We start from the raw sequence: 18,965 nt of genomic DNA, 5'->3' as shown, positions 1-18,965 counted from the left end.
TTAAACACATTTAGAGGATTAAACATGGCTCAGCATTTTGATTACATTGCAATTGGTGGCGGTAGTGGTGGTATTGCATCAGCTAACCGTGCAGCAATGCGTGGCGCAAAAGTAGCACTTATTGAAGCAAAACACATGGGTGGCACCTGCGTAAACGTAGGGTGTGTTCCTAAAAAAGTAATGTGGCACGGTGCTCAAGTTGCTGAAGCAATTAATCTTTATGCTCCTGATTACGGTTTTGATGTAGAAGTAAAAGGCTTTGACTGGTCAAAACTAGTAGAAAGTCGTGAAGCTTATATTGGTCGTATTCATAAAGGCTATGATAACGGTTTAGCTAAAAATGGCGTTACCGTGATTAAAGGTTTTGCAAAATTTGTTGATAGTAAGACCGTTGAAGTAGATGGCGAGCACTATACTGCCGATCACATTTTAGTTGCCGTTGGTGGCCGCCCTACTATCCCTAATATTCCAGGTGCTGAACACGGTATTGATTCAAACGGCTTTTTTGAGCTGAACGAACAACCTAAACGCGTTGCTGTTGTTGGTGCCGGTTATATTGCCGTAGAAATTGCCGGTGTGCTGCACAGCTTAGGTACACAAACTCACTTATTTGTTCGTAAGAGCAAGCCACTGCGTACCTTTGACCCATACATTATCGACACACTGGTTGATATTATGGCAAAAGAAGGCCCAACACTGCACACTGAGTGTTCACCAAAAGAAGTGGTAAAAGAGGCTGATGGCAGCTTAACGATTCATTTCGAGAATGGTTACAGCGAAAATGTTGATCAGGTTATTTGGGCTATAGGCCGCACGCCAACAACCGATAAAATTAACCTTGCTGCAGCAGGCGTAGAAGTAAACGAAAGCGGTTATGTAAAAGTAGATGAATACCAAAACACCACAGCTGAAAATGTATACGCTGTGGGTGATATTATCGAAAATGGTATTGAGCTTACACCGGTTGCTGTTAAAGCGGGTCGTACTCTATCGGAGCGTTTATTTAATAAAGAATTGCCGAACGATTTAAAAATGGACTACAGCCTAGTACCAACCGTAGTATTTAGCCATCCACCTATCGGCACAATTGGCTTAACTGAGCAAGAAGCTATTTCTCAGTACGGCGGCGAAAATGTAAAAGTATATAAATCGAGCTTTGCAGCTATGTACACCGCAGTTACTCAGCACCGCCAAGCATGTAACATGATGCTTGTGTGTGTAGGCGATGATGAAAAAGTTGTGGGCTTACACGGTATTGGTTTTACCGTTGATGAAATGATTCAGGGTTTTGCAGTCGCCATGAAAATGGGCGCCACTAAAGCCGATTTTGACGCCGTGGTTGCACTACACCCAACCGGGTCTGAAGAGTTTGTTACCATGAGGTAAGTTCGAGGTTCGAGGTTCGAGGTTCGAGGTTCGAGGTTCGAGGTTCGAGGTTCGAGGTTCGAGGTTCGAGGTTCGAGAAATAAAAAAACCTTGCGGTTAACATCGCAAGGTTTTTTTATTTAGAAGTTAGATGTTTTGCTAGAGACCCGTTGCCCGTCGCTCTTTACCTTTCGCTTTGACCTTTAAAAAAGACGCGGAATAAATCCGCTGCTACATGTGCGCGGCGTAAAGCCCCGCCGTTTAAGCCAAACACTGTGCTTGGCTTAATCTCTGCCTAAAACCTTTGCCTTTAATCTCTTCCTCTGTGGACTCTGTGACCTCTGTGGTAAATGATGTTTTAATTTTTTGCACCACAGAGTGCACCGAGGCGCTGCACGCTACACAGAGAAGAAAATCTTGCGCAGGATAAAGCCTCCGGGTTCGAGAAAAGACCAAATTTACGCGGGGTAAACCCGCTGCTACGTAATTTCAACTCGTAGCCCGTTAACTCTAACCTTCGTATTTTAAGCTAAATGCTCTCGGGCTAAATACTCTAACGATTGCATTTCTTGCAGACGACTAATACAGCGTTTAAATTCAAAGTTTAAATTGCCTTGTGTATACAGCTCGGTAATGGGTTTTTCTGCAGAGATAATTAACGTTACATTACGCTCATAAAATTCATCTACTAACGCAATAAAGCGCCTTGCTGCGTCATCATTATTTTGCCCTAGCTGTTTTACATTAGATAAAATCACCGTGTTATATAACCGGCTTATTTCCATGTAATCAACTTGGCTACGGGCAGTTTCACACAGTTCGCTAAATTCAAACATAACGATGCAGTCAGATACTTTGCGAGTGTTGATCATCCGCCCTTCTATTTCTATTGGGGTATCTAGTTTACCGACTTCTGGCGAGAGCTTGTCAAAATATTCGAATAGGTTTTTATCGGCTTGTTCATCAAGCGGGCTATGAAAAATTTCTGCTTGCTCAAGAGTACGTAATCGGTAATCAACGCCTGAATCTACATTAACTATTTCAGTATGCTTATTCACTAAGGCAATAGCTGGTAAAAAACGGGCACGCTGTAAACCATTGCGATATAAGTCGTCAGGTATAATATTTGACGTGGCAACCAGTACAATACCGCGAGCGAATAATGCTTCCATTAAACCACCGAGCAACATGGCATCGGTAATGTCTTGAACAAAAAATTCATCAAAACAGATAATGTCTGTCTCTGCTTTAAAAATATCTGCTACTGTTTCTAAAGGGTTGGCAGTGTTATTTAACTTTTTAAGTTCATCGTGTACTCGGTGCATAAAGCGGTGAAAATGCACTCGCATTTTTCTATCACTCGGTAGCGCTTCGTAAAACGTATCAACAAGGTAAGTTTTACCACGGCCTACGCCACCCCAAAAGTATAAACCTTTAATAGGAGCTGGCTCTGCTTTATTAAAAAGCTTTGCAAAAAAACCTTTAGATTGTGGTTTGGCTTGTGTTAAATCGTCGTATAAACGCTGTAAATGACGAACTGCATTTTCTTGTGCTGCGTCATGTACAAAGTCATCGCGTTGAAGGTCTTGCTGGTATGTTTGCCAAGGAGTCATATCTATTTACAGTTAAAACACAGTTTAATTTGTAAAGCATATTAACACGCATCAATACTCAGGGTATATTAGACTTAGTAGCATTTTAATTTTTTAGTTATTTTCGCATAGAGGTGAATTTATGGGTACATTTACATGGGTAGGATTAGTGGTAGTAGTTGCTATTGCTGCATTTTTCGTTGGTGCCTTTGTCACTAAAAAACAGTTTAAGCAAGATGAGTTAGAGCAACAAGCAGAGCAAGCTAAGCATTCGCTTGAGCAGTATCGTCAAGATGTTGCTGATCATTTAGCGAATACTGGTAAGTTAGTAAACAAAATGAAAGAAAACTACGATCAGTTATTAAGTCATGTTGAAGAAACCAATCAACTGTTACTTGAAGACAGAAATAAAGCCCCTGCTGAGCCGTTTTTCTCTAAAGAAACCACAGAGCAATTACAAGCGTCATTAAAAGAACGTAGTTCTGACCGCTCAAACGCCGATGCTCAACCAGCTGATTATGTGTCGGGTAAATCAGGATTATTTGCAGGTGATGTGAATACTTCTAAAGCATCTTGATGAACTTTTTTTTGACCCCATAGTCTTTAGATATAACAGCTTTGTTGTTTTATCTTACTGATATACTTTTTTGAGGCTGCTTATTGCAGCCTTTTGCTTTTTAAGTGGAGTAAACCCTGACTATGAAAATGAAATTATCACTTATCAGTGCTGCTATTTTATCTACTAGCTTATTATTAAGTCCAACCGCCTCGTTTGCTAAGTTGCCGGTTGCCGTTAATGGTCAACAATTACCAACACTTGCCCCTATGCTTGAGCAAATCACCCCGGGTGTAGTGAGTATTCAGGTTTCAGGCTCTAAAGAAGTGCGTCGACGCGGTGACCCACTCGATTTCTTTTTTGGTAACCCGCAGCCACGTAGCCAAAAGCGACAGTTTAGTGGTTTAGGCTCTGGAGTTATTATTGATGCCGACAAAGGCTATGTGGTTACCAACAACCATGTAGTACAAGACGCCGAAAAAATGGTAGTTACCCTCGAAGATGGTCGCGAATATGATGCAACAAAAATTGGCAGCGATAAAGAGTCTGATATTGCGCTACTACAAATAGACGCAGATGAATTAACCGCGGTAAAACTTGCTAACTCAGATGACTTACGTGTCGGTGATTTTGCTGTAGCTATTGGTAACCCTTTTGGTTTAAGCCACACAGTTACCTCAGGTATTGTTAGCGCACTAGGCCGTAGTGGTTTAAATATTGAAGGTTACGAAGATTTCATTCAAACCGATGCCGCGATTAACCAAGGCAACTCAGGTGGCGCTTTAGTTAATTTAAACGGTGAGTTAATTGGTATTAATACCGCTATTTTAGGTGCATCGGGTGGTAATGTGGGGATTGGTTTTGCTATTCCATCAAATATGATGAAAAACCTTGTTGATCAAATTGTAGAACATGGTGAAGTACGCCGTGGCTCGCTAGGTATTTCAGGCCGCCCTCTTGATGCAGGCCTTGCCAAAGCACAGCAGCTTGATGTTAAACAAGGTGCTTACGTTATGCAGGTACTCGATGATACAGCTGCCAGCAAAGCCGGTATTAAAGCAGGCGATGTGATTATTAGCATTAATGGCAGTGAAATTAGTGGCTTCCATGAACTGCGAAGCAAAATAGCCACCTTAGGTGAAGGCCGTGAAGTGCAGCTAGGAATTTACCGTGACGGTAAAGTTAAAAACGTTGAAGTTACCCTAGATGGCGCATCAGGAATTACCGCTGCAGGTGAAGAGTTACACCCAGCATTCCAAGGTGCAACACTTGAAAACGTAAAGAAAAACAAAATGAAAGGGATTGAGGTAACCTCTGTCGATCCTCGTTCACCATCAGCACGAGTTGGCCTTGAAGAAGGCGATGTTATTGTGCAAGTAAACCGTCAACGGGTAGAAAGCATTCGCGATATGAACCAAATTATCGACGATATTCAAGGTAATATTGTGTTAGGTGTTAAACGCGGACGCGAGTCTATCTTTGTATTAATTCAGTAATAATACAATAAAAGTAACAGCGGCACTTGCCGCTGTTATTTTTTTTGTGCCATCATAAAGGGATTGCTCACTAACAATAAGAATATCGTGCTAAAACTTCTAAAATTTGTACTTCCTCCTTTGTTTGCCGGTTTAGGCATTGCTTTTTTAGTGGTTTTTTTCAGCCCTAACATGCGTACTGCATTACTACCTAATGTTCCCCTGCCAAGCGCAATGACCACAAGCCATTTAAGCTTTTCGGATGCGGTTAAACGCGCGGCACCATCGGTTGTCACTATTTTTTCAGAGAGTATTTCTAAAGAGCCACGCTATAAGCGCCAAAATACCGTGCAAGAGCTCGGTTCTGGCGTGATCATGTCACCCGATGGCTATATATTAACTAACTACCATGTGATCAATAATGCCGATCAAATACTGGTCATTCTTACCGATGGTAGGCGCTTTTTTGATGTGCAACTTATTGGTTTTGATACCATTACCGATTTAGCATTATTAAAAATAAATGCCAACCACCTCCCCGTTATCCCTGTTAATGACAACTACACCACAAGTGTCGGTGATTTGGTGTTAGCAATTGGCAACCCATTAAATTTAGGGCAAACGATTACTCAGGGGATCATTAGCGCCACCGGTAAGCAAAAAATTACTGACAGCCCCTACAATAATTTATTGCAAATGGATGCTGCCATTAACGTGGGCAACTCAGGGGGGGCACTGGTAAATTCTAATGGCGACTTAGTGGGGATCACTTCTGCCCAATTTAAAACCCGCGAGAACTTAAACATTCAGGGAATATTTTTTGCTGTACCTTACACCCTTGCTAAAGAAGTTATGGGTAAACTTATTCGCCATGGACGAGTTGTACGCGGTTATTTAGGCTTTGAAGGTACCGCAGTAGATAGTACAGGTAAAGAGGTCAATGATAGCCTAACACCCGTTGCAGGCATGCGTATTACCAACTTAGACCCTTTAGGTCCAGCATGGCAAGCGGGCATTGAAGAACAAGATATTGTGATTAAAATTGCCGGACTTTCTGTGGCTAATCCACAAAATGTATTAAAAAAGATAGGCAGTACCGAGCCAGGTAAAGAGATTGAGTTTGAGCTATACCGTAACGGTAAAATACAAAAAATAATGGTGACGGTTGCTGAACTAGAAACCAAGCTATAAAGCGCTTATTTATACTTTGGCATTAGACATAAAAAAACGCGATAGATCATCGCGTTTTTTATGTCTTTGACTAACTAATTGCTTTTGCGTTTGATGTTAGCACCTAACGCACTGAGTTTATCTTCAATACGCTGATAACCTCTATCTACATGATAAATACGATCAACAACCGTTTCACCTTGAGCCACAATTCCCGTTAAAATTAGGCTCGCAGATGCTCGTAAATCGGTTGCCATAACCTGCGCACCCGATAAGCTTTGTGTTTCACCACAAAAAGCCGTATTGCCTTCAAGACGAATATTAGCACCCATACGCTGTAGCTCAGGTACATGCATAAAACGATTTTCAAAAATAGTTTCGGTAATGGTCGCACTGCCATTAGCTACTACATTTAAAGCGGTAAATTGAGCTTGCATGTCGGTTGGAAAACCTGGATGCGGCATAGTTTTAATATTAACCGCTTTAAGCTCTCGGCCACGCATATCAAGATAAATACTGTCATCATGTACTTCTAGTAATGCATTGGTTGCACGTAACTTTTCTATTACCGGCTCAAGTGAATGAAAGTCGGTCATTTTACATAGTACTTCACCACCGGCCATCGCGGCGGCCACTAAAAAAGTGCCGGTTTCAATACGATCCGGTAATATGCGGTGTTCACAACCCGATAAACGCTCAACCCCTTCAATCTCAATACGGCTAGAGCCTGCACCGGTGATTTTAGCGCCCATTGCAATTAAGCAATTAGCTAAGTCGATGATTTCAGGCTCGCGCGCTGCATTTTCTAAAACGGTTTTGCCATCTGCAAGCGTTGCCGCCATCAGTAAGTTTTCAGTCGCGCCGACACTGATCATTTCCATGAAAATTTCAGCGCCTTTTAAGCGTCCATCTACTTTGGCATTAATATAACCATTCTCCACCGTTATTTGCGCGCCCATGCGCTCTAAACCTTGGATATGAATATCGACTGGGCGAGCACCAATAGCACAGCCACCAGGTAACGATACTTGTGCCTCACCAAAGCGAGCGACTAAAGGGCCAAGTGCAAGCACTGACGCACGCATTTGCTTTACTAAGTCATAAGGCGCTAACGTACTATTTACTGTTGCACCATCAATAATCAGTGAATCACCTTGCCACTGAACATCAGCGCCTAAGGTTTTTAATAAAGCTTCTGTAGTAATAATATCGCGAAGGCGCGGTACATTAGTAAAGGTACTTTTACCCTCGGGCAATAAGGCTGCAAATAAAATAGGCAGTGCCGCATTTTTAGCGCCAGAAATAGTTACTTCACCAGCCAGCGAAGTGCCACCTTGAATTACAAATTGATCCATCTAAGGGGCCTTATTTATTGCGGTAAAATGAATTTTTGCTCACGTTTCCACTCAGTCGGAGTAAAAGCGCGGATAGAAACAGCATGAATGGTACCATCTGAAATAGTATTCATTAATGGGCCATACACTAACTGTTGCTTTTTAACACGACTTAATCCGTCAAAGCATTCACCAACTGCAATTACTTCATAATGACTGCCATTGGCTTTTACATGTACTTCAGCTAACTGAAGTTCGTCGCGTAATAATGTTTCGACTTGACTCGTTTCCATAACTCTCACTCAAATAGGGTTGTAACCTGACCCAACTGCATAAGGTTTTGCAGTTGTTCAGGTGGGTTTTGCAATTCAAGGCGAATGCCTTGCTGCTTAAATTCTGTAAAAGAGTGAATTAACCAAGCTAAGCCGGCTGTGTCAACCCTTGTGACCTCACTTAGGTCAAAATAAAGGGTTTTATGCTTAGTTTGTCGCTTGGTGTTCAGAAGCCGTTCATTGCCAATTGAATTATGAGTCAATTCACCACTGACTCTTAAGTGCTGCTCATCGACTTGGCTGATTGCCAATTTACTCATTTGTGTCGCTGCCTCTAAACTGAACCGGTAACTTACTTTTTTGCTCTAGTAAGTCGCTAACATGGTCAATACCTTGTTGGCGTAAAATACCTTGTAGCTCGCTTTGCTTTGCATCAAGTAAACTAATACCTTCAGCAATCATATCGTAAGCGCGCCATTCACCGCTTCGGTCTTCACGTACTTTAAAATCAATTTTAATGTCGGGTTTACCGGCTTCTACAATTTTGGTTTTTACCACCACCACATCTTTACCTTTAAAAGGTTGCTCAGCAGCAAATTCAACTTGTTGATTAGTGTACTGGGTAAACACACCTGCATAAGTGGCAACTAGGTACTCTCTAAACGCACCAATAAAACGCTGAATATCTTTAATTGCTTTAGCTTTTTCTGCTTTATCGGTAATCGCGCGTACCTTTGACACTTCACTACCTAACACTCTTAGTGCCGCATATTTGTAGTCAATGTAAGGCATCAGCTCTTCTTCAACGATGACCCTTAAATGTTCTTTGTTGGTAGATATTAATGGCTGGTCTTTGGTAATACGCTCAAAAGTATTATCAGCAACCTGACGCACCATTTTATTCGGATCAACCAATTTAACTTCATCGGCATGCACGCTTTGTACTAGCATTAAACTTACCAATGCGACATTTGCTAAAAATGTTTTCAACATAATAATTACTCACTACCTTGGTTGAATAAAAACTGGCCAATTAATTCTTCAAGTACCAATGCCGACTTAGTATCAGTGATTGAATCGCCACTTGCTAATGCTTTGCTTTGCACCCCAAATAAATCGTCAATAGCTTGGTCTTGCGCACTGTTTGCAACATCTTCGCCTAAACAACGTTGTTTAGCTGAATCTGAGGCGATCACAGGGTTAATACCTAAATATTGCTCGCCTAAAATACCCGAGGTTAAAATTGAGATAGAACTGGTGTCTGAAAAACGACATAAATACTGCGCATCAATACTCATGTTCACCACAGGTAAAAACTCTTGCGGGTGCACATAAATTGACTCGACACGACCAATAACAACTCCCCCTACTTTAATAGGCGCGCGAGTTTTTAATGAGCCTATATTTTCAAACTTGGCGTTTAATGTGTAGGTTTCACCTGAGCCGCTAATACCTGAATTGGCCACTTTAAGCGCTAGCATTGAAAACGCCAAAATACCTAGTGCGACAAAAAAACCAACTAAAATTTCTAATTTCCGTGAATTCATTATTTAATACCCTATTAGCTAGTAAACATTACCGCTGTCAAAATAAAGTCAAAACCTAATACCGCCAGTGATGAGTGCACCACTGTTTCTGTTGTTGCCTTGCTGATCCCTTCTGATGTAGGAATACAGTCATACCCTTTATAAAGCGCAATCCAAGTCACAACAATCGCAAATACGATACTTTTAATTAAACCGTTTAGTATATCTTTTTCAAACGACACCTGAGCTTGCATTATTGACCAAAAGCTTCCGGTATCAACGCCTAGCCAATCAACACCCACCAAGTGAGCACCAATAATAGCGACCGCTGAAAAAATTAACGCCAGTAACGGCATACTAATTAAGCCAGCCCAAAATCGCGGCGCGATAATACGTCTAAGCGGGTCGATAGCCATCATCTCTAGCGACGATAACTGCTCGGTGGCTTTCATTAAACCGATTTCAGCCGTTAACGCACTGCCTGCCCTGCCTGCAAATAATAATGCAGTAACCACAGGCCCCAGCTCACGTAACAAGCTAAGCGCCACTAGAGGTCCAAGGCTGTCTTCTGCACCATAATCAACTAAAACGGTATAACCTTGCAGAGCTAAAACCATGCCGATAAACAATCCTGACACCACAATGATCAATAATGACTGTGAGCCAACCATATAGAGTTGGCGCACTAGCAGAGGCGTACCTTTTTTTAAATTGGGTAAATGCCATAATGCACTTGCCAACATTTGCGTTGAACGCCCTAGTGCAGCAAAACGACCCAGTGTTTTATGGCCTATTTTTTGTAGTAAATCCAACATTACTGCGGCTCTCCTAACAGTTCATCTGCATAGGTTTGTGCTGGATAATGAAATGGTACAGGCCCATCTGATAACCCTTTTAAAAATTGTTGCACCAGTGGTGATTCATGCTGACGCATTTCATCTGGCGTGCCGCTTCCAATCACACCTTGCTCGGCAATAATAATAACATGGTCGGCAATGCTCATTACTTCATTCACATCATGTGTAACGATCAAAGAAGATAAACCAAGCACTTCATTTAATGACTTAATCAGCTTAACCAACACTCCCATTGAAATGGGATCTTGTCCTGCAAAAGGCTCATCATACATAATAAGTTCAGGATCAAGCGCTATAGAGCGAGCCAAAGCTGCACGACGTGCCATACCACCAGATAACTCTGAAGGCATTAAATCTTTAGCACCACGTAAGCCAACGGCTTGAAGTTTCATTAAAACCACTAGACGGATTAAGTCTTCACTGAGTTGTGTGTGCTCGCGGATAGGAAATGCGATATTGTCAAACACCGACATATCGGTAAATAAAGCACCGCTTTGAAATAACATGCTCATGCGTTTACGTGCCGCGTAGAGTTCTTTACGCGACATGGCGACTATGCTGTCTTTTTTAAATAAAATATCACCGGAGTCAGGTTTGAGCTGGCCACCAATTAAGCGCAGCATCGTGGTTTTGCCAATTCCGCTTGGCCCCATAATGGCAGTAATTTTACCCTCTGGGACATCAAAGCTCATATTTTTATATATGACCCTATCGCCTCTAGAAAAGGTAACATCCTTTACTTCTACTATTGATTGCGACAAGTCGCTCTCCATAACAATATTCTCTCATATTTCTATTTTAAGGGTTTTTTAGTCAAGATGGAAAAAACAATTCGTAAGATTTTGTAATAGCGCCGCCAAAACAGTTATAAGACTGCGATAAATTGACTTAACCGACGCTTAAACAACCAAATCAACTTAGTAAAAAATTATTTTAATAACCGTCTAATGTATTACAGCTTACTCTTTTACTTATACTTTTATGGTGGCTTTTGTTACTATTCGCGCTATCTGAATTTACACTAGCTGGCTTATCACAATGGTTACCTCGTTTGTCATTTTAATTCTCGGTTTTGCAGCTCTCGTATGGAGTGCAGACAGGTTTGTTTATGGTGCAGCTGCACTGGCTAAAAACTTTGGCGTACCAACATTAATAGTAGGTTTAACCGTGGTAGCTATGGGCTCATCGGCGCCTGAAATGATGGTATCCGCTTCAGCTGCTTTGGCTAATAAAACCGATACGGCGGTTGGTAATGCGGTAGGTTCAAATATAACTAACATACTATTAGTATTAGGTATTACAGCGCTTTTAAGACCACTTTCAGTTTCTTCAAGTACATTAAAACGAGAAATTCCACTGGTATTACTGGTGTCTATCGCCACTTGGTATATTTTTTCAGATAACTACTTTTCGTTTTTTGAAGGCGCAGCCTTACTGTTTGGTTTTGTTGTTTTTATTGGTGGGCTTATTTTTGTATCACTGCGAGCAAAAAACCAAGACGACCCCTTTGTTAGCGAAGCCTGTGATGAAGTACCTGACAACGTACCAACCAAAAAAGCCGTTTTTTGGTTGGTAGTGGGTATGATTTTACTGCCGGTTAGCTCACACTTTTTAGTTGGCTCAGCCGTCGATATTGCTAAATACTTTGGCTTAAGTGACTTAGTAATTGGTTTAACCATAATAGCCATAGGTACCAGCTTACCTGAACTTGCAGCCTCTATTGCGGGTGTTCTTAAAAATGAAGATGACCTAGCACTGGGTAACATTGTTGGCTCAAATATCTTTAATATTTTAGCGGTATTACCGCTGGCAGGATTAATTAACCCATCAGTTATTGACGCATCAGTAGCTAACCGTGATGTTATCATTATGATAGGTGCAACCTTGGCACTTATTGCTATGTCATTGAACTTTAGAGGTCAAAGACGTATCAATAGACTAGAAGGTGGCTTGCTCATCGTCGCATTTATGATTTACCAAGGTTATATTTTTAGTCAAGTAGGGTGATCCATGGCAACGCTAAATTTTATTCAACAAGGCTTACGCGTCCTTGATATAGAACGCCAAGCACTCAACGATATCGCACAATACGTTAATGAAAGCTTTAACCAAGCGTGTCAATTAATGTATGACTGCTCAGGCCGTATTATTGTTATTGGCATGGGTAAATCGGGCCATATCGGTAATAAAATAGCAGCCACTTTAGCGAGTACTGGTAGCCCCGCATTTTTTGTTCACCCTGGTGAAGCGAGTCATGGTGATTTAGGTATGATCACTGCCAGTGATGTAGTTATGCTTATTTCTAACTCTGGCGAAACCAGTGAAGTGCTTAATATTATTCCGGTATTAAAACGCATTGGCGCTAAAATGATTGCTATGACAGGTAACGAAACGTCAACTATGGCAACATTGGCAAATGTGCATGTGTGTATTAAAGTTGAACAAGAAGCCTGCTCATTAGGCCTAGCGCCAACGGCAAGTACCACGGCAACACTCGCTATGGGTGATGCAATGGCGGTAGCATTATTAGAAGCCCGTGGCTTTACCGCAGATGATTTTGCTCTGTCGCATCCAGGTGGCAGTTTAGGCAAACGCTTACTGTTAACCTTAAAAGATGTAATGCATAGCGGTATTCACACGCCTATTATTAATGAAACGCAAACCATTAAAGACGCCCTAATTGAAATGTCAGCCAAAGGACTCGGCATGACCGCTATTATAGATGGTAACCAACAATTATCTGGTTTGTTTACCGATGGTGATTTACGCCGTATTTTAGAGCAACGTGTTGATATACACAGCACAGAAATTAATGTTGTGATGACTAAATCATGCACAACAGCCACACAAGACATGCTCGCGGCTGAAGCACTGAACATTATGGAACAAAAACGTATTAATGGTTTAATTGTGATTAATGAGCATAATCAGCCCATTGGCGCACTAAATATGCAAGACTTACTAAAAGCGGGAGTGCTATAAATGCAGTTTGAAGATCTTTACCAACCGTTAAGTGATGATGCAAAAGCGCGCGCCAAAAAAATAAAATTATTAATTTGCGACATTGATGGTGTGTTTTCTGATGGGCGTATTTATCTTGGTAACCAAGGTGAAGAGCTCAAAGCATTTAATACCAAAGACGGATTTGGCATTAAAGCCCTTATTAATAGTGGTTTTGAAGTTGCCGTGATCACAGGTCGTCACTCACAAATAGTTCAACAACGTATGAGTAGTTTAACCGTACAACATATATACCAAGGCCAAGAAGACAAACTCATCGCCTATCAAGAATTAAAACAAAAATTAGCGCTTAGCGATGAGCAAATTGCCTACATAGGCGACGATGGCCCTGATATGCCAGTAATGGAAAAAGTCGGGTTTGCAGTAGCCGTGAACGACGCCCACCCGCTGATTAAACGTTTATCGCATTATGTTACTCAGCTGCCTGGCGGCTTTGGCGCAGTGAGAGAACTAACAGACTTACTAATGCTTGAAAACAATAAGCCACTTACCAGCCAAGGAACCAGTTCATGAATGTGGCGCGCATTATACTGAGCGTTTTATTCATAAGCTGTATGGTTTGGCTTTGGTATCCTTACTTTACTCAGGTAGATATTGTTGCGGATGAACAAACTCAAGTTATTGCTAAACCCGATTATACCGCGATTGAGCTAAAACAAACCGCTTACAATGATCAAGGTAAAGTAAGCCATAAAGTGACTGCGGTAAAAATGGAGTTATATCAACAACTCGGTTTTACCTTTTTTGAAAAACCTATATTTACGTTATATAACGAACAGCAAACATGGCGTATTAACGCTGATGAAGCCACCCTCTACGACGATCGGCAACTGGTGTTAGAGGGTAATGTGAAAGCGCTAAATTTAGTCGATAACGCAATGATCGATACGATCACAGCCGATAGCATCAATGTAGATATAAAACTACTGACTATGCAGTCACAGCAGCCAGTCGTTATTACAGGACCGAATTTAAAAATCATCGGTAAAGGCCTTGAAGCCGATTTAAAAACCGAAGTGATTAAACTTATTAACCATACGCGAACCCTATATTATGACCAATAACCTATTTAAAATTTTAATTGTTCCTTCACTACTGATTGCATTTCAAAGCCATGCAGAGGAGGCCGTTGAAGCCCCTGCGGCTAATCAAATTTCAATTAGTGCTGACAGACAGGAAGGTCAATTAAAAGAAAACGTGGGCATTTTTGAGAAAAATGTTGAAATTATTCATGGTAATCGCCGCATTACCGCCGATCGTTTAGAAGTACATAAACGTGATGACTTAGGCGAGAATAAGCAACTTTTAATTGCCACAGGTAGCCCTGCTTACTTTGAAGAAACACAAGCTGATGGCACCATCATGAGCGCCAGTGCCAATGAAGTTCGCTATGATGTATCGCAACGTTTTTTAACCTTAATCGGTGATGCCAGTATCGCTCAAGCAGGTCAAAAAATTACCGCTAAAAGTATCACCTACGATATAGAGCAGCAGTTGATTAGCGCAGAAAAAGATGAAAATTCAACCGATCGTGTACACACCATTTTGGTGCCTGTTGAAAACAAAAAAGAAGACGATAAAGGCCAACCATGAGCACATTAAAAGCAGAGCTATTAGCAAAAAGCTATAAAGGCCGTGAAGTGGTGAAAAATGTTGGCCTAGAAGTTGAAGCTGGCAGTATTGTCGGTTTACTTGGCCCCAATGGCGCAGGTAAAACCACGACCTTTTACATGATTGTAGGTCTTGTACCGAGCGATAAAGGTAAAATATCAATAGATGATCAAGATATCACTTTATTACCTATGCATAGCCGAGCTCGCCTAGGGATTGGTTACTTACCACAAGAATCATCGATTTTTAGAAAGCTGACGGTTTACCAAAACTTAATGGCTATTTTAGAAACACGTAAAGAGCTTAATAAACAACAACGTGAAGATACCTTAAATAATTTACTTGATGAATTTAGCATTCAGCATATTCGTGAAAGCCAAGGTATGGCCCTATCAGGCGGTGAACGTCGCCGCGTTGAAATTGCCCGGGCATTAGCAGCAAACCCTAAATTTATACTATTAGACGAACCCTTTGCAGGGGTTGATCCTATCTCTGTATTAGATATTAAAAAGATTATAGAGCACCTTAAGAATCGAGGGATTGGCGTATTGATCACAGATCACAACGTACGCGAAACACTTGATGTTTGTGAAAAAGCCTACATAGTTTCTCATGGGGAGTTAATTGCATCAGGCACTCCAGAATATGTATTAAACGATAAAACAGTACGCGATGTTTATTTGGGCGAGCAGTTCAAGCTCTAATATGTGTGTTATTCCACTAAGCATCTGCTAAGATTAATTATACTTAGGTCTGTTGACCTTTCAAGGTTGAATTTGCAGCAGTCTGTTTGGTATTTAGGCAAGGCAGAGCCTATGTGATGTGGTATTCCCCATAAATAGGCGATAACGCAGCATCAATGCCAAACAGGCGCTGCCCTTCGGGTTCTGCCTAGGGACGATTTACTTTTTGTTGCTCGGTTTTGACTTAGCCCACTAGGTTACAAACCTCGCGCCGCGATTAAACCGCCCCTAGTTTGAACGAATTTTAATCCGTAAAGGTCAACAGACCGTAATTTAAAAGGATTGTTAGAGATAAATGAGGCAATCATTACAGCTGCGCATGGGCCAGCAACTTACAATGACTCCACAGTTGCAACAAGCAATTCGCTTATTGCAGCTCAGTACATTGGATCTCCAGCAAGAAATTCAAGAAGCGCTCGATAGCAATCCCTTGCTTGAAGTTGAAGAACAAGATTACAGCGAAGATGCTGCGGGTAAAAACGAACAAAAAGCCGATAACAATGAATCAACGCTAAGTGCTTCAGCTGACGAAAAACCTAGCGAGTATGAGCAAGACAGCGGCGAAGCCATGAGCAAAGACACCATTAGCGATGATATGGCAATGGATGTTACATGGGATGAATACATGAGCGCAGCACCTGTCTCTTCATCGGGACCGATGCCTGAAGATGAATCAATTTATCAAGGCTCTTCAACTGAAACGCTGCATGAATATTTAATGTGGCAATTGCAACTGACGCCATTTAGTCCTACAGATGAAGCCATTGCGATTGCAATAGTAGAAGCCGTGGACGACTCAGGTATTTTAACCCTTAGCTGTGAAGAAATTTTAGAGAGCTTTAATCAAGAAAACGATGACGAAGATGAAGTTGAACTTGATGAAATAGAAGCGGTATTAAAGCGTATTCAATTATTTGATCCGGTAGGAATAGCCGCGCGTAGTTTACAAGAGTGCTTGTGTATTCAACTTAATCAGTTTGATAAAGACACGCCTTTTTTAAACGAAACAAAAATGATCTTAACCGATCATATTGATTTGCTGGCTGCACGTGATTATCGCACGTTAATGAAAAAAACTAAGCTCAAAGAAGATGAGCTTAAAGAGATCATGACGTTAATTCATACCCTTAGCCCAAAACCGGCGGACACTATTGTCAGAGAAGAGTCAGAGTATGTTATTCCTGATGTGTCGGTTAAAAAAATTAAAGGGCGTTGGGTGGTTGAACTAAACCCTGATAGCATGCCTAAAATTAGGGTAAACAGCCAATATGCGGCTATGTCACGTACTGTTAAATCAAGTGGTGATAGCCAGTTTATTCGCTCACACTTGCAAGAAGCAAAATGGTTTATAAAAAGTCTAGAAAGTAGAAACGACACGCTACTTAAAGTAACTAACTGTATTGTGCAGCAACAACAGGCCTTTTTTGAACATGGTCCTGAGGCGATGAAGCCTATGGTACTTAATGACGTGGCCGAAATGGTAGAAATGCACGAATCGACTATTTCACGTGTTACTACGCAAAAATACATGCACACACCACGCGGTATTTTTGAGCTTAAATATTTCTTTTCAAGCCATGTAAGCACTGAAAATGGTGGCGAATGTTCATCTACAGCAATACGCGCATTAATTAAAAAATTAATCGCTGCAGAAAACTCAGCTAAACCATTGAGTGATAGTAAAATTGCAGATATATTGGCAGAGCAAGGAATTAAAGTAGCAAGGAGAACTATTGCAAAATATCGCGAATCTCTAGCTATTCCCCCGTCGAATCAACGAAAAAGTTTGATTTAAGGCGTACAACAAAGAGGAAAATGTTTATGCAACTGAACTTAACTGGTCGCCATGTAGATATTACTGACTCGCTTAGAGACTACGTAAATAGTAAATTTGCAAAGCTGCAGAGGCACACTGATCACATAACGAATGTGCACGTTATTCTCGATGTAGAAAAACTAAACCAAAAAGCCGAAGCAACCGTTCATGTTAGTGGCGCTGAGATTTTTGCTTCTACTGAACACCAAGATATGTATGCCGCTATAGACTCGCTGATTGACAAGCTAGATCGTCAAGTAATTAAACACAAAGAGAAACTTGCTCGACACTAACACTATGAAACTAAGCTCACTTATCTGTCAGGACTGCAGTAAAGCTGCGGTCCTTTTTAATAGTAAAAAAAGAATTTTAGAATTTATCAGTGAATTGGCTCACAATAAACTGCCCTATTTAACACAACAAGATATTCTTAACGCGTTAACCGCCAGAGAAAAACTAGGGAGTACAGGTATAGGCCGAGGAATTGCAATTCCACATGGTCGTATGAGTGGTGCACAAGAGCCTCTTGCACTTATACTGGTGAGCGAAACGGCTATTAATTTTGATGCGATAGATAACCGACCGGTCGACATTTTTGTTGCCTTAATTGTCCCAGACGGTGACAATCAACAGCATTTAAAGACCTTAGCTACCATTGCAGATAAGCTCAACGATAAAGAATTTTGTAAGCAATTACGGGCGGCAAAATCCGACAATGAGCTGTATCAAGTCATTGTCAGTCAACCGTAGTAACAATAAAGGGTGATAAATGGAATTAATAATAATAAGTGGTCGCTCAGGTTCTGGTAAATCTGTTGCGTTACGGGTTGTTGAGGATTTAGGTTATTATTGTGTAGATAATATTCCTTTAAATTTATTACCATCTCTTGTTCGAAGTGTTTCCGACAGCTACAACAAAATTGCCGTAAGTGTTGATGTGCGTAACTTACCTAAAGAGCAGCAACAGTTTAATGAAATCATTGAATATTTACCTGGTTTCACTAAACCAACGGTGTTTTATTTAGACAGTGACGATCAAACATTAATTAAACGCTTTTCGGAAACTAGGCGTCTTCACCCTCTTTCTATTGATTCTCTACCGCTTGATTTAGCAATAAAAAAAGAAAAACAACTACTGGATGTTTTGATCAATCATGCTGATCATATGATTGATACCACTGATTTAAGTGTGCATCAGCTGGCTGAGTCTATCCGTGAAAAAATACTCGGTAAAAAAGACAAACAACTGATCATTACCTTTGAGTCATTTGGTTTTAAGCACGGTATACCCAAAGAAGCAGATTACGTATTCGATGCCCGATTTTTACCAAACCCGCATTGGGAGCCTGAACTTAAGCCACTCACAGGGCTAGATCAACCGGTAAAAGACTACCTAGCCAGCCACAGCATAGTACAAAAATTTACATGGCAAATTCAAACCTTTGTACAAACATGGTTGCCGCATTTAGAAAGAAATAACCGCAGCTATTTGACCATAGCCATTGGTTGTACTGGTGGGCAACACCGTTCTGTTTACTTAGCGCAAACTATAGGTGAAAGTTTTGCAATGAGTCATCCTAATGTAAAAATTCGTCACAGAGAACAAGAATAACATCAAAGAGAATAG

At 41.0% G+C, this 18,965-nt stretch carries 22 protein-coding genes; 14 read left to right on the top strand and 8 right to left on the bottom strand.

What is annotated here, in order from left to right; all coding sequences use genetic code 11:
• Positions 1 to 24 precede the first annotated feature (24 nt).
• Entirely contained in the window at positions 25 to 1,386 is a 1,362-nt protein-coding gene (gene gorA / locus B1F84_RS02240; RefSeq protein WP_131690446.1) for a glutathione-disulfide reductase, read from the top strand.
• 503 nt (positions 1,387 to 1,889) lie between these two features.
• Here gorA and zapE read toward each other — a convergent pair.
• The gene (gene zapE, locus B1F84_RS02230) at positions 1,890 to 2,978 is read right to left on the bottom strand and encodes a cell division protein ZapE (RefSeq protein ID WP_131690445.1); all 1,089 of its coding nucleotides are present in this window, start codon (positions 2,976 to 2,978) and stop codon (positions 1,890 to 1,892) included.
• Positions 2,979 to 3,099: 121 nt separating this feature from the next.
• Between zapE and B1F84_RS02225 the strand changes: the two genes are divergently transcribed.
• The 3 genes from B1F84_RS02225 to B1F84_RS02215 all read left to right on the top strand — a co-directional run bounded on the left by B1F84_RS02225 (position 3,100) and on the right by B1F84_RS02215 (position 6,179).
• Positions 3,100 to 3,534, top strand: coding sequence for a YhcB family protein (locus tag B1F84_RS02225; RefSeq protein WP_054202363.1), 435 nt, complete (start codon positions 3,100 to 3,102; stop codon positions 3,532 to 3,534).
• A gap of 122 nt (positions 3,535 to 3,656) precedes the next feature.
• Complete coding sequence (locus B1F84_RS02220) at positions 3,657 to 5,009, top strand: Do family serine endopeptidase (RefSeq protein ID WP_054202364.1); 1,353 nt, start codon at positions 3,657 to 3,659, stop codon at positions 5,007 to 5,009.
• 87 nt (positions 5,010 to 5,096) lie between these two features.
• Positions 5,097 to 6,179, top strand: a complete 1,083-nt coding sequence (locus B1F84_RS02215; RefSeq protein ID WP_131690444.1) for a trypsin-like peptidase domain-containing protein — start codon at positions 5,097 to 5,099, stop codon at positions 6,177 to 6,179.
• 74 nt (positions 6,180 to 6,253) lie between these two features.
• Here the strand turns inward: B1F84_RS02215 and murA are convergent, their stop codons facing one another.
• The 7 genes from murA to B1F84_RS02180 are packed head-to-tail and all read right to left on the bottom strand — an operon-like array spanning position 6,254 to position 10,920.
• Positions 6,254 to 7,513 (bottom strand): UDP-N-acetylglucosamine 1-carboxyvinyltransferase, encoded by a 1,260-nt coding sequence (gene murA / locus B1F84_RS02210; RefSeq protein WP_131690443.1) that lies wholly within the window; start codon positions 7,511 to 7,513, stop codon positions 6,254 to 6,256.
• Between the two features lie 14 nt (positions 7,514 to 7,527).
• Positions 7,528 to 7,785: a BolA family protein gene (locus B1F84_RS02205; protein WP_007378312.1), complete on the bottom strand. Its 258-nt coding sequence runs from the start codon at positions 7,783 to 7,785 to the stop codon at positions 7,528 to 7,530.
• 5 nt (positions 7,786 to 7,790) lie between these two features.
• A complete protein-coding gene (locus B1F84_RS02200) occupies positions 7,791 to 8,084 on the bottom strand; it encodes an STAS domain-containing protein (RefSeq protein WP_076918909.1) in 294 nt (97 codons plus the stop codon).
• Positions 8,077 to 8,757 (bottom strand): ABC transporter substrate-binding protein, encoded by a 681-nt coding sequence (locus B1F84_RS02195; protein ID WP_008115538.1) that lies wholly within the window; start codon positions 8,755 to 8,757, stop codon positions 8,077 to 8,079. The genes B1F84_RS02200 and B1F84_RS02195 overlap by 8 nt, the downstream gene beginning before the upstream one ends.
• Positions 8,758 to 8,762: 5 nt before the next feature.
• Positions 8,763 to 9,311: an outer membrane lipid asymmetry maintenance protein MlaD gene (gene mlaD, locus B1F84_RS02190; RefSeq protein WP_008115537.1), complete on the bottom strand. Its 549-nt coding sequence runs from the start codon at positions 9,309 to 9,311 to the stop codon at positions 8,763 to 8,765.
• 14 nt (positions 9,312 to 9,325) lie between these two features.
• Positions 9,326 to 10,105: a lipid asymmetry maintenance ABC transporter permease subunit MlaE gene (gene mlaE / locus B1F84_RS02185; RefSeq protein WP_131690442.1), complete on the bottom strand. Its 780-nt coding sequence runs from the start codon at positions 10,103 to 10,105 to the stop codon at positions 9,326 to 9,328.
• Positions 10,105 to 10,920: an ATP-binding cassette domain-containing protein gene (locus B1F84_RS02180; protein WP_076918908.1), complete on the bottom strand. Its 816-nt coding sequence runs from the start codon at positions 10,918 to 10,920 to the stop codon at positions 10,105 to 10,107. The genes mlaE and B1F84_RS02180 overlap by 1 nt, the downstream gene beginning before the upstream one ends.
• A gap of 265 nt (positions 10,921 to 11,185) precedes the next feature.
• On the opposite strand from B1F84_RS02180, the gene B1F84_RS02175 reads away from it, so the two are divergent.
• The 10 genes from B1F84_RS02175 (at position 11,186) to rapZ (ending at position 18,950) form a co-directional block, all read left to right on the top strand.
• The gene (locus B1F84_RS02175; protein ID WP_131690441.1) at positions 11,186 to 12,154 is read left to right on the top strand and encodes a calcium/sodium antiporter; all 969 of its coding nucleotides are present in this window, start codon (positions 11,186 to 11,188) and stop codon (positions 12,152 to 12,154) included.
• A 3-nt stretch (positions 12,155 to 12,157) separates the two neighbouring features.
• On the top strand, positions 12,158 to 13,129 hold the full coding sequence (locus B1F84_RS02170; protein WP_008115530.1) for a KpsF/GutQ family sugar-phosphate isomerase: 972 nt from the start codon (positions 12,158 to 12,160) through the stop codon (positions 13,127 to 13,129).
• Entirely contained in the window at positions 13,130 to 13,681 is a 552-nt protein-coding gene (kdsC, locus tag B1F84_RS02165) for a 3-deoxy-manno-octulosonate-8-phosphatase KdsC (protein ID WP_008115528.1), read from the top strand.
• Positions 13,678 to 14,232: an LPS export ABC transporter periplasmic protein LptC gene (gene lptC, locus B1F84_RS02160; RefSeq protein ID WP_008115526.1), complete on the top strand. Its 555-nt coding sequence runs from the start codon at positions 13,678 to 13,680 to the stop codon at positions 14,230 to 14,232. Before kdsC ends, lptC begins: the two co-directional genes overlap by 4 nt.
• Entirely contained in the window at positions 14,222 to 14,761 is a 540-nt protein-coding gene (gene lptA, locus B1F84_RS02155) for a lipopolysaccharide transport periplasmic protein LptA (protein WP_131690440.1), read from the top strand. Before lptC ends, lptA begins: the two co-directional genes overlap by 11 nt.
• Positions 14,758 to 15,483, top strand: coding sequence for an LPS export ABC transporter ATP-binding protein (lptB, locus tag B1F84_RS02150; protein WP_131690439.1), 726 nt, complete (start codon positions 14,758 to 14,760; stop codon positions 15,481 to 15,483). The genes lptA and lptB overlap by 4 nt, the downstream gene beginning before the upstream one ends.
• Positions 15,484 to 15,817: 334 nt before the next feature.
• Entirely contained in the window at positions 15,818 to 17,317 is a 1,500-nt protein-coding gene (locus tag B1F84_RS02145; RefSeq protein ID WP_131690438.1) for an RNA polymerase factor sigma-54, read from the top strand.
• Positions 17,318 to 17,343: 26 nt separating this feature from the next.
• Positions 17,344 to 17,631 carry a ribosome hibernation promoting factor gene (hpf, locus tag B1F84_RS02140; RefSeq protein ID WP_008115519.1) on the top strand — a complete coding sequence of 96 codons (288 nt, stop codon included), beginning with the start codon at positions 17,344 to 17,346 and terminating at the stop codon, positions 17,629 to 17,631.
• Between the two features lie 4 nt (positions 17,632 to 17,635).
• The gene (gene ptsN, locus B1F84_RS02135; protein WP_033104262.1) at positions 17,636 to 18,088 is read left to right on the top strand and encodes a PTS IIA-like nitrogen regulatory protein PtsN; all 453 of its coding nucleotides are present in this window, start codon (positions 17,636 to 17,638) and stop codon (positions 18,086 to 18,088) included.
• Positions 18,089 to 18,107: 19 nt separating this feature from the next.
• Complete coding sequence (gene rapZ, locus B1F84_RS02130; RefSeq protein WP_008115516.1) at positions 18,108 to 18,950, top strand: RNase adapter RapZ; 843 nt, start codon at positions 18,108 to 18,110, stop codon at positions 18,948 to 18,950.
• Positions 18,951 to 18,965 lie beyond the last annotated feature (15 nt).

This window comes from Pseudoalteromonas sp. DL-6, from assembly GCF_004328665.1.
Classification (GTDB): Bacteria; Pseudomonadota; Gammaproteobacteria; order Enterobacterales; family Alteromonadaceae; genus Pseudoalteromonas.
Note: the sequence above shows the minus strand (reverse complement) of the source record. Positions and strands in the feature narration are given on the sequence as shown.

Coding starts and splice junctions, on each gene's coding strand:
- gorA (WP_131690446.1), top strand. CDS start 25: ATGGCTCAGCATTTTGATTACATTGCAATTGGTGGCGGTAGTGGTGGT.
- hpf (WP_008115519.1), top strand. CDS start 17,344: ATGCAACTGAACTTAACTGGTCGCCATGTAGATATTACTGACTCGCTT.
- mlaD (WP_008115537.1), bottom strand. CDS start 9,311: ATGAATTCACGGAAATTAGAAATTTTAGTTGGTTTTTTTGTCGCACTA.
- B1F84_RS02145 (WP_131690438.1), top strand. CDS start 15,818: ATGAGGCAATCATTACAGCTGCGCATGGGCCAGCAACTTACAATGACT.
- B1F84_RS02195 (WP_008115538.1), bottom strand. CDS start 8,757: ATGTTGAAAACATTTTTAGCAAATGTCGCATTGGTAAGTTTAATGCTA.
- rapZ (WP_008115516.1), top strand. CDS start 18,108: ATGGAATTAATAATAATAAGTGGTCGCTCAGGTTCTGGTAAATCTGTT.
- zapE (WP_131690445.1), bottom strand. CDS start 2,978: ATGACTCCTTGGCAAACATACCAGCAAGACCTTCAACGCGATGACTTT.
- B1F84_RS02180 (WP_076918908.1), bottom strand. CDS start 10,920: ATGGAGAGCGACTTGTCGCAATCAATAGTAGAAGTAAAGGATGTTACC.
- B1F84_RS02175 (WP_131690441.1), top strand. CDS start 11,186: ATGGTTACCTCGTTTGTCATTTTAATTCTCGGTTTTGCAGCTCTCGTA.
- B1F84_RS02205 (WP_007378312.1), bottom strand. CDS start 7,785: ATGGAAACGAGTCAAGTCGAAACATTATTACGCGACGAACTTCAGTTA.
- murA (WP_131690443.1), bottom strand. CDS start 7,513: ATGGATCAATTTGTAATTCAAGGTGGCACTTCGCTGGCTGGTGAAGTA.
- B1F84_RS02170 (WP_008115530.1), top strand. CDS start 12,158: ATGGCAACGCTAAATTTTATTCAACAAGGCTTACGCGTCCTTGATATA.
- B1F84_RS02220 (WP_054202364.1), top strand. CDS start 3,657: ATGAAAATGAAATTATCACTTATCAGTGCTGCTATTTTATCTACTAGC.
- lptA (WP_131690440.1), top strand. CDS start 14,222: ATGACCAATAACCTATTTAAAATTTTAATTGTTCCTTCACTACTGATT.
- B1F84_RS02225 (WP_054202363.1), top strand. CDS start 3,100: ATGGGTACATTTACATGGGTAGGATTAGTGGTAGTAGTTGCTATTGCT.
- B1F84_RS02200 (WP_076918909.1), bottom strand. CDS start 8,084: ATGAGTAAATTGGCAATCAGCCAAGTCGATGAGCAGCACTTAAGAGTC.
- kdsC (WP_008115528.1), top strand. CDS start 13,130: ATGCAGTTTGAAGATCTTTACCAACCGTTAAGTGATGATGCAAAAGCG.
- lptB (WP_131690439.1), top strand. CDS start 14,758: ATGAGCACATTAAAAGCAGAGCTATTAGCAAAAAGCTATAAAGGCCGT.
- lptC (WP_008115526.1), top strand. CDS start 13,678: ATGAATGTGGCGCGCATTATACTGAGCGTTTTATTCATAAGCTGTATG.
- mlaE (WP_131690442.1), bottom strand. CDS start 10,105: ATGTTGGATTTACTACAAAAAATAGGCCATAAAACACTGGGTCGTTTT.
- ptsN (WP_033104262.1), top strand. CDS start 17,636: ATGAAACTAAGCTCACTTATCTGTCAGGACTGCAGTAAAGCTGCGGTC.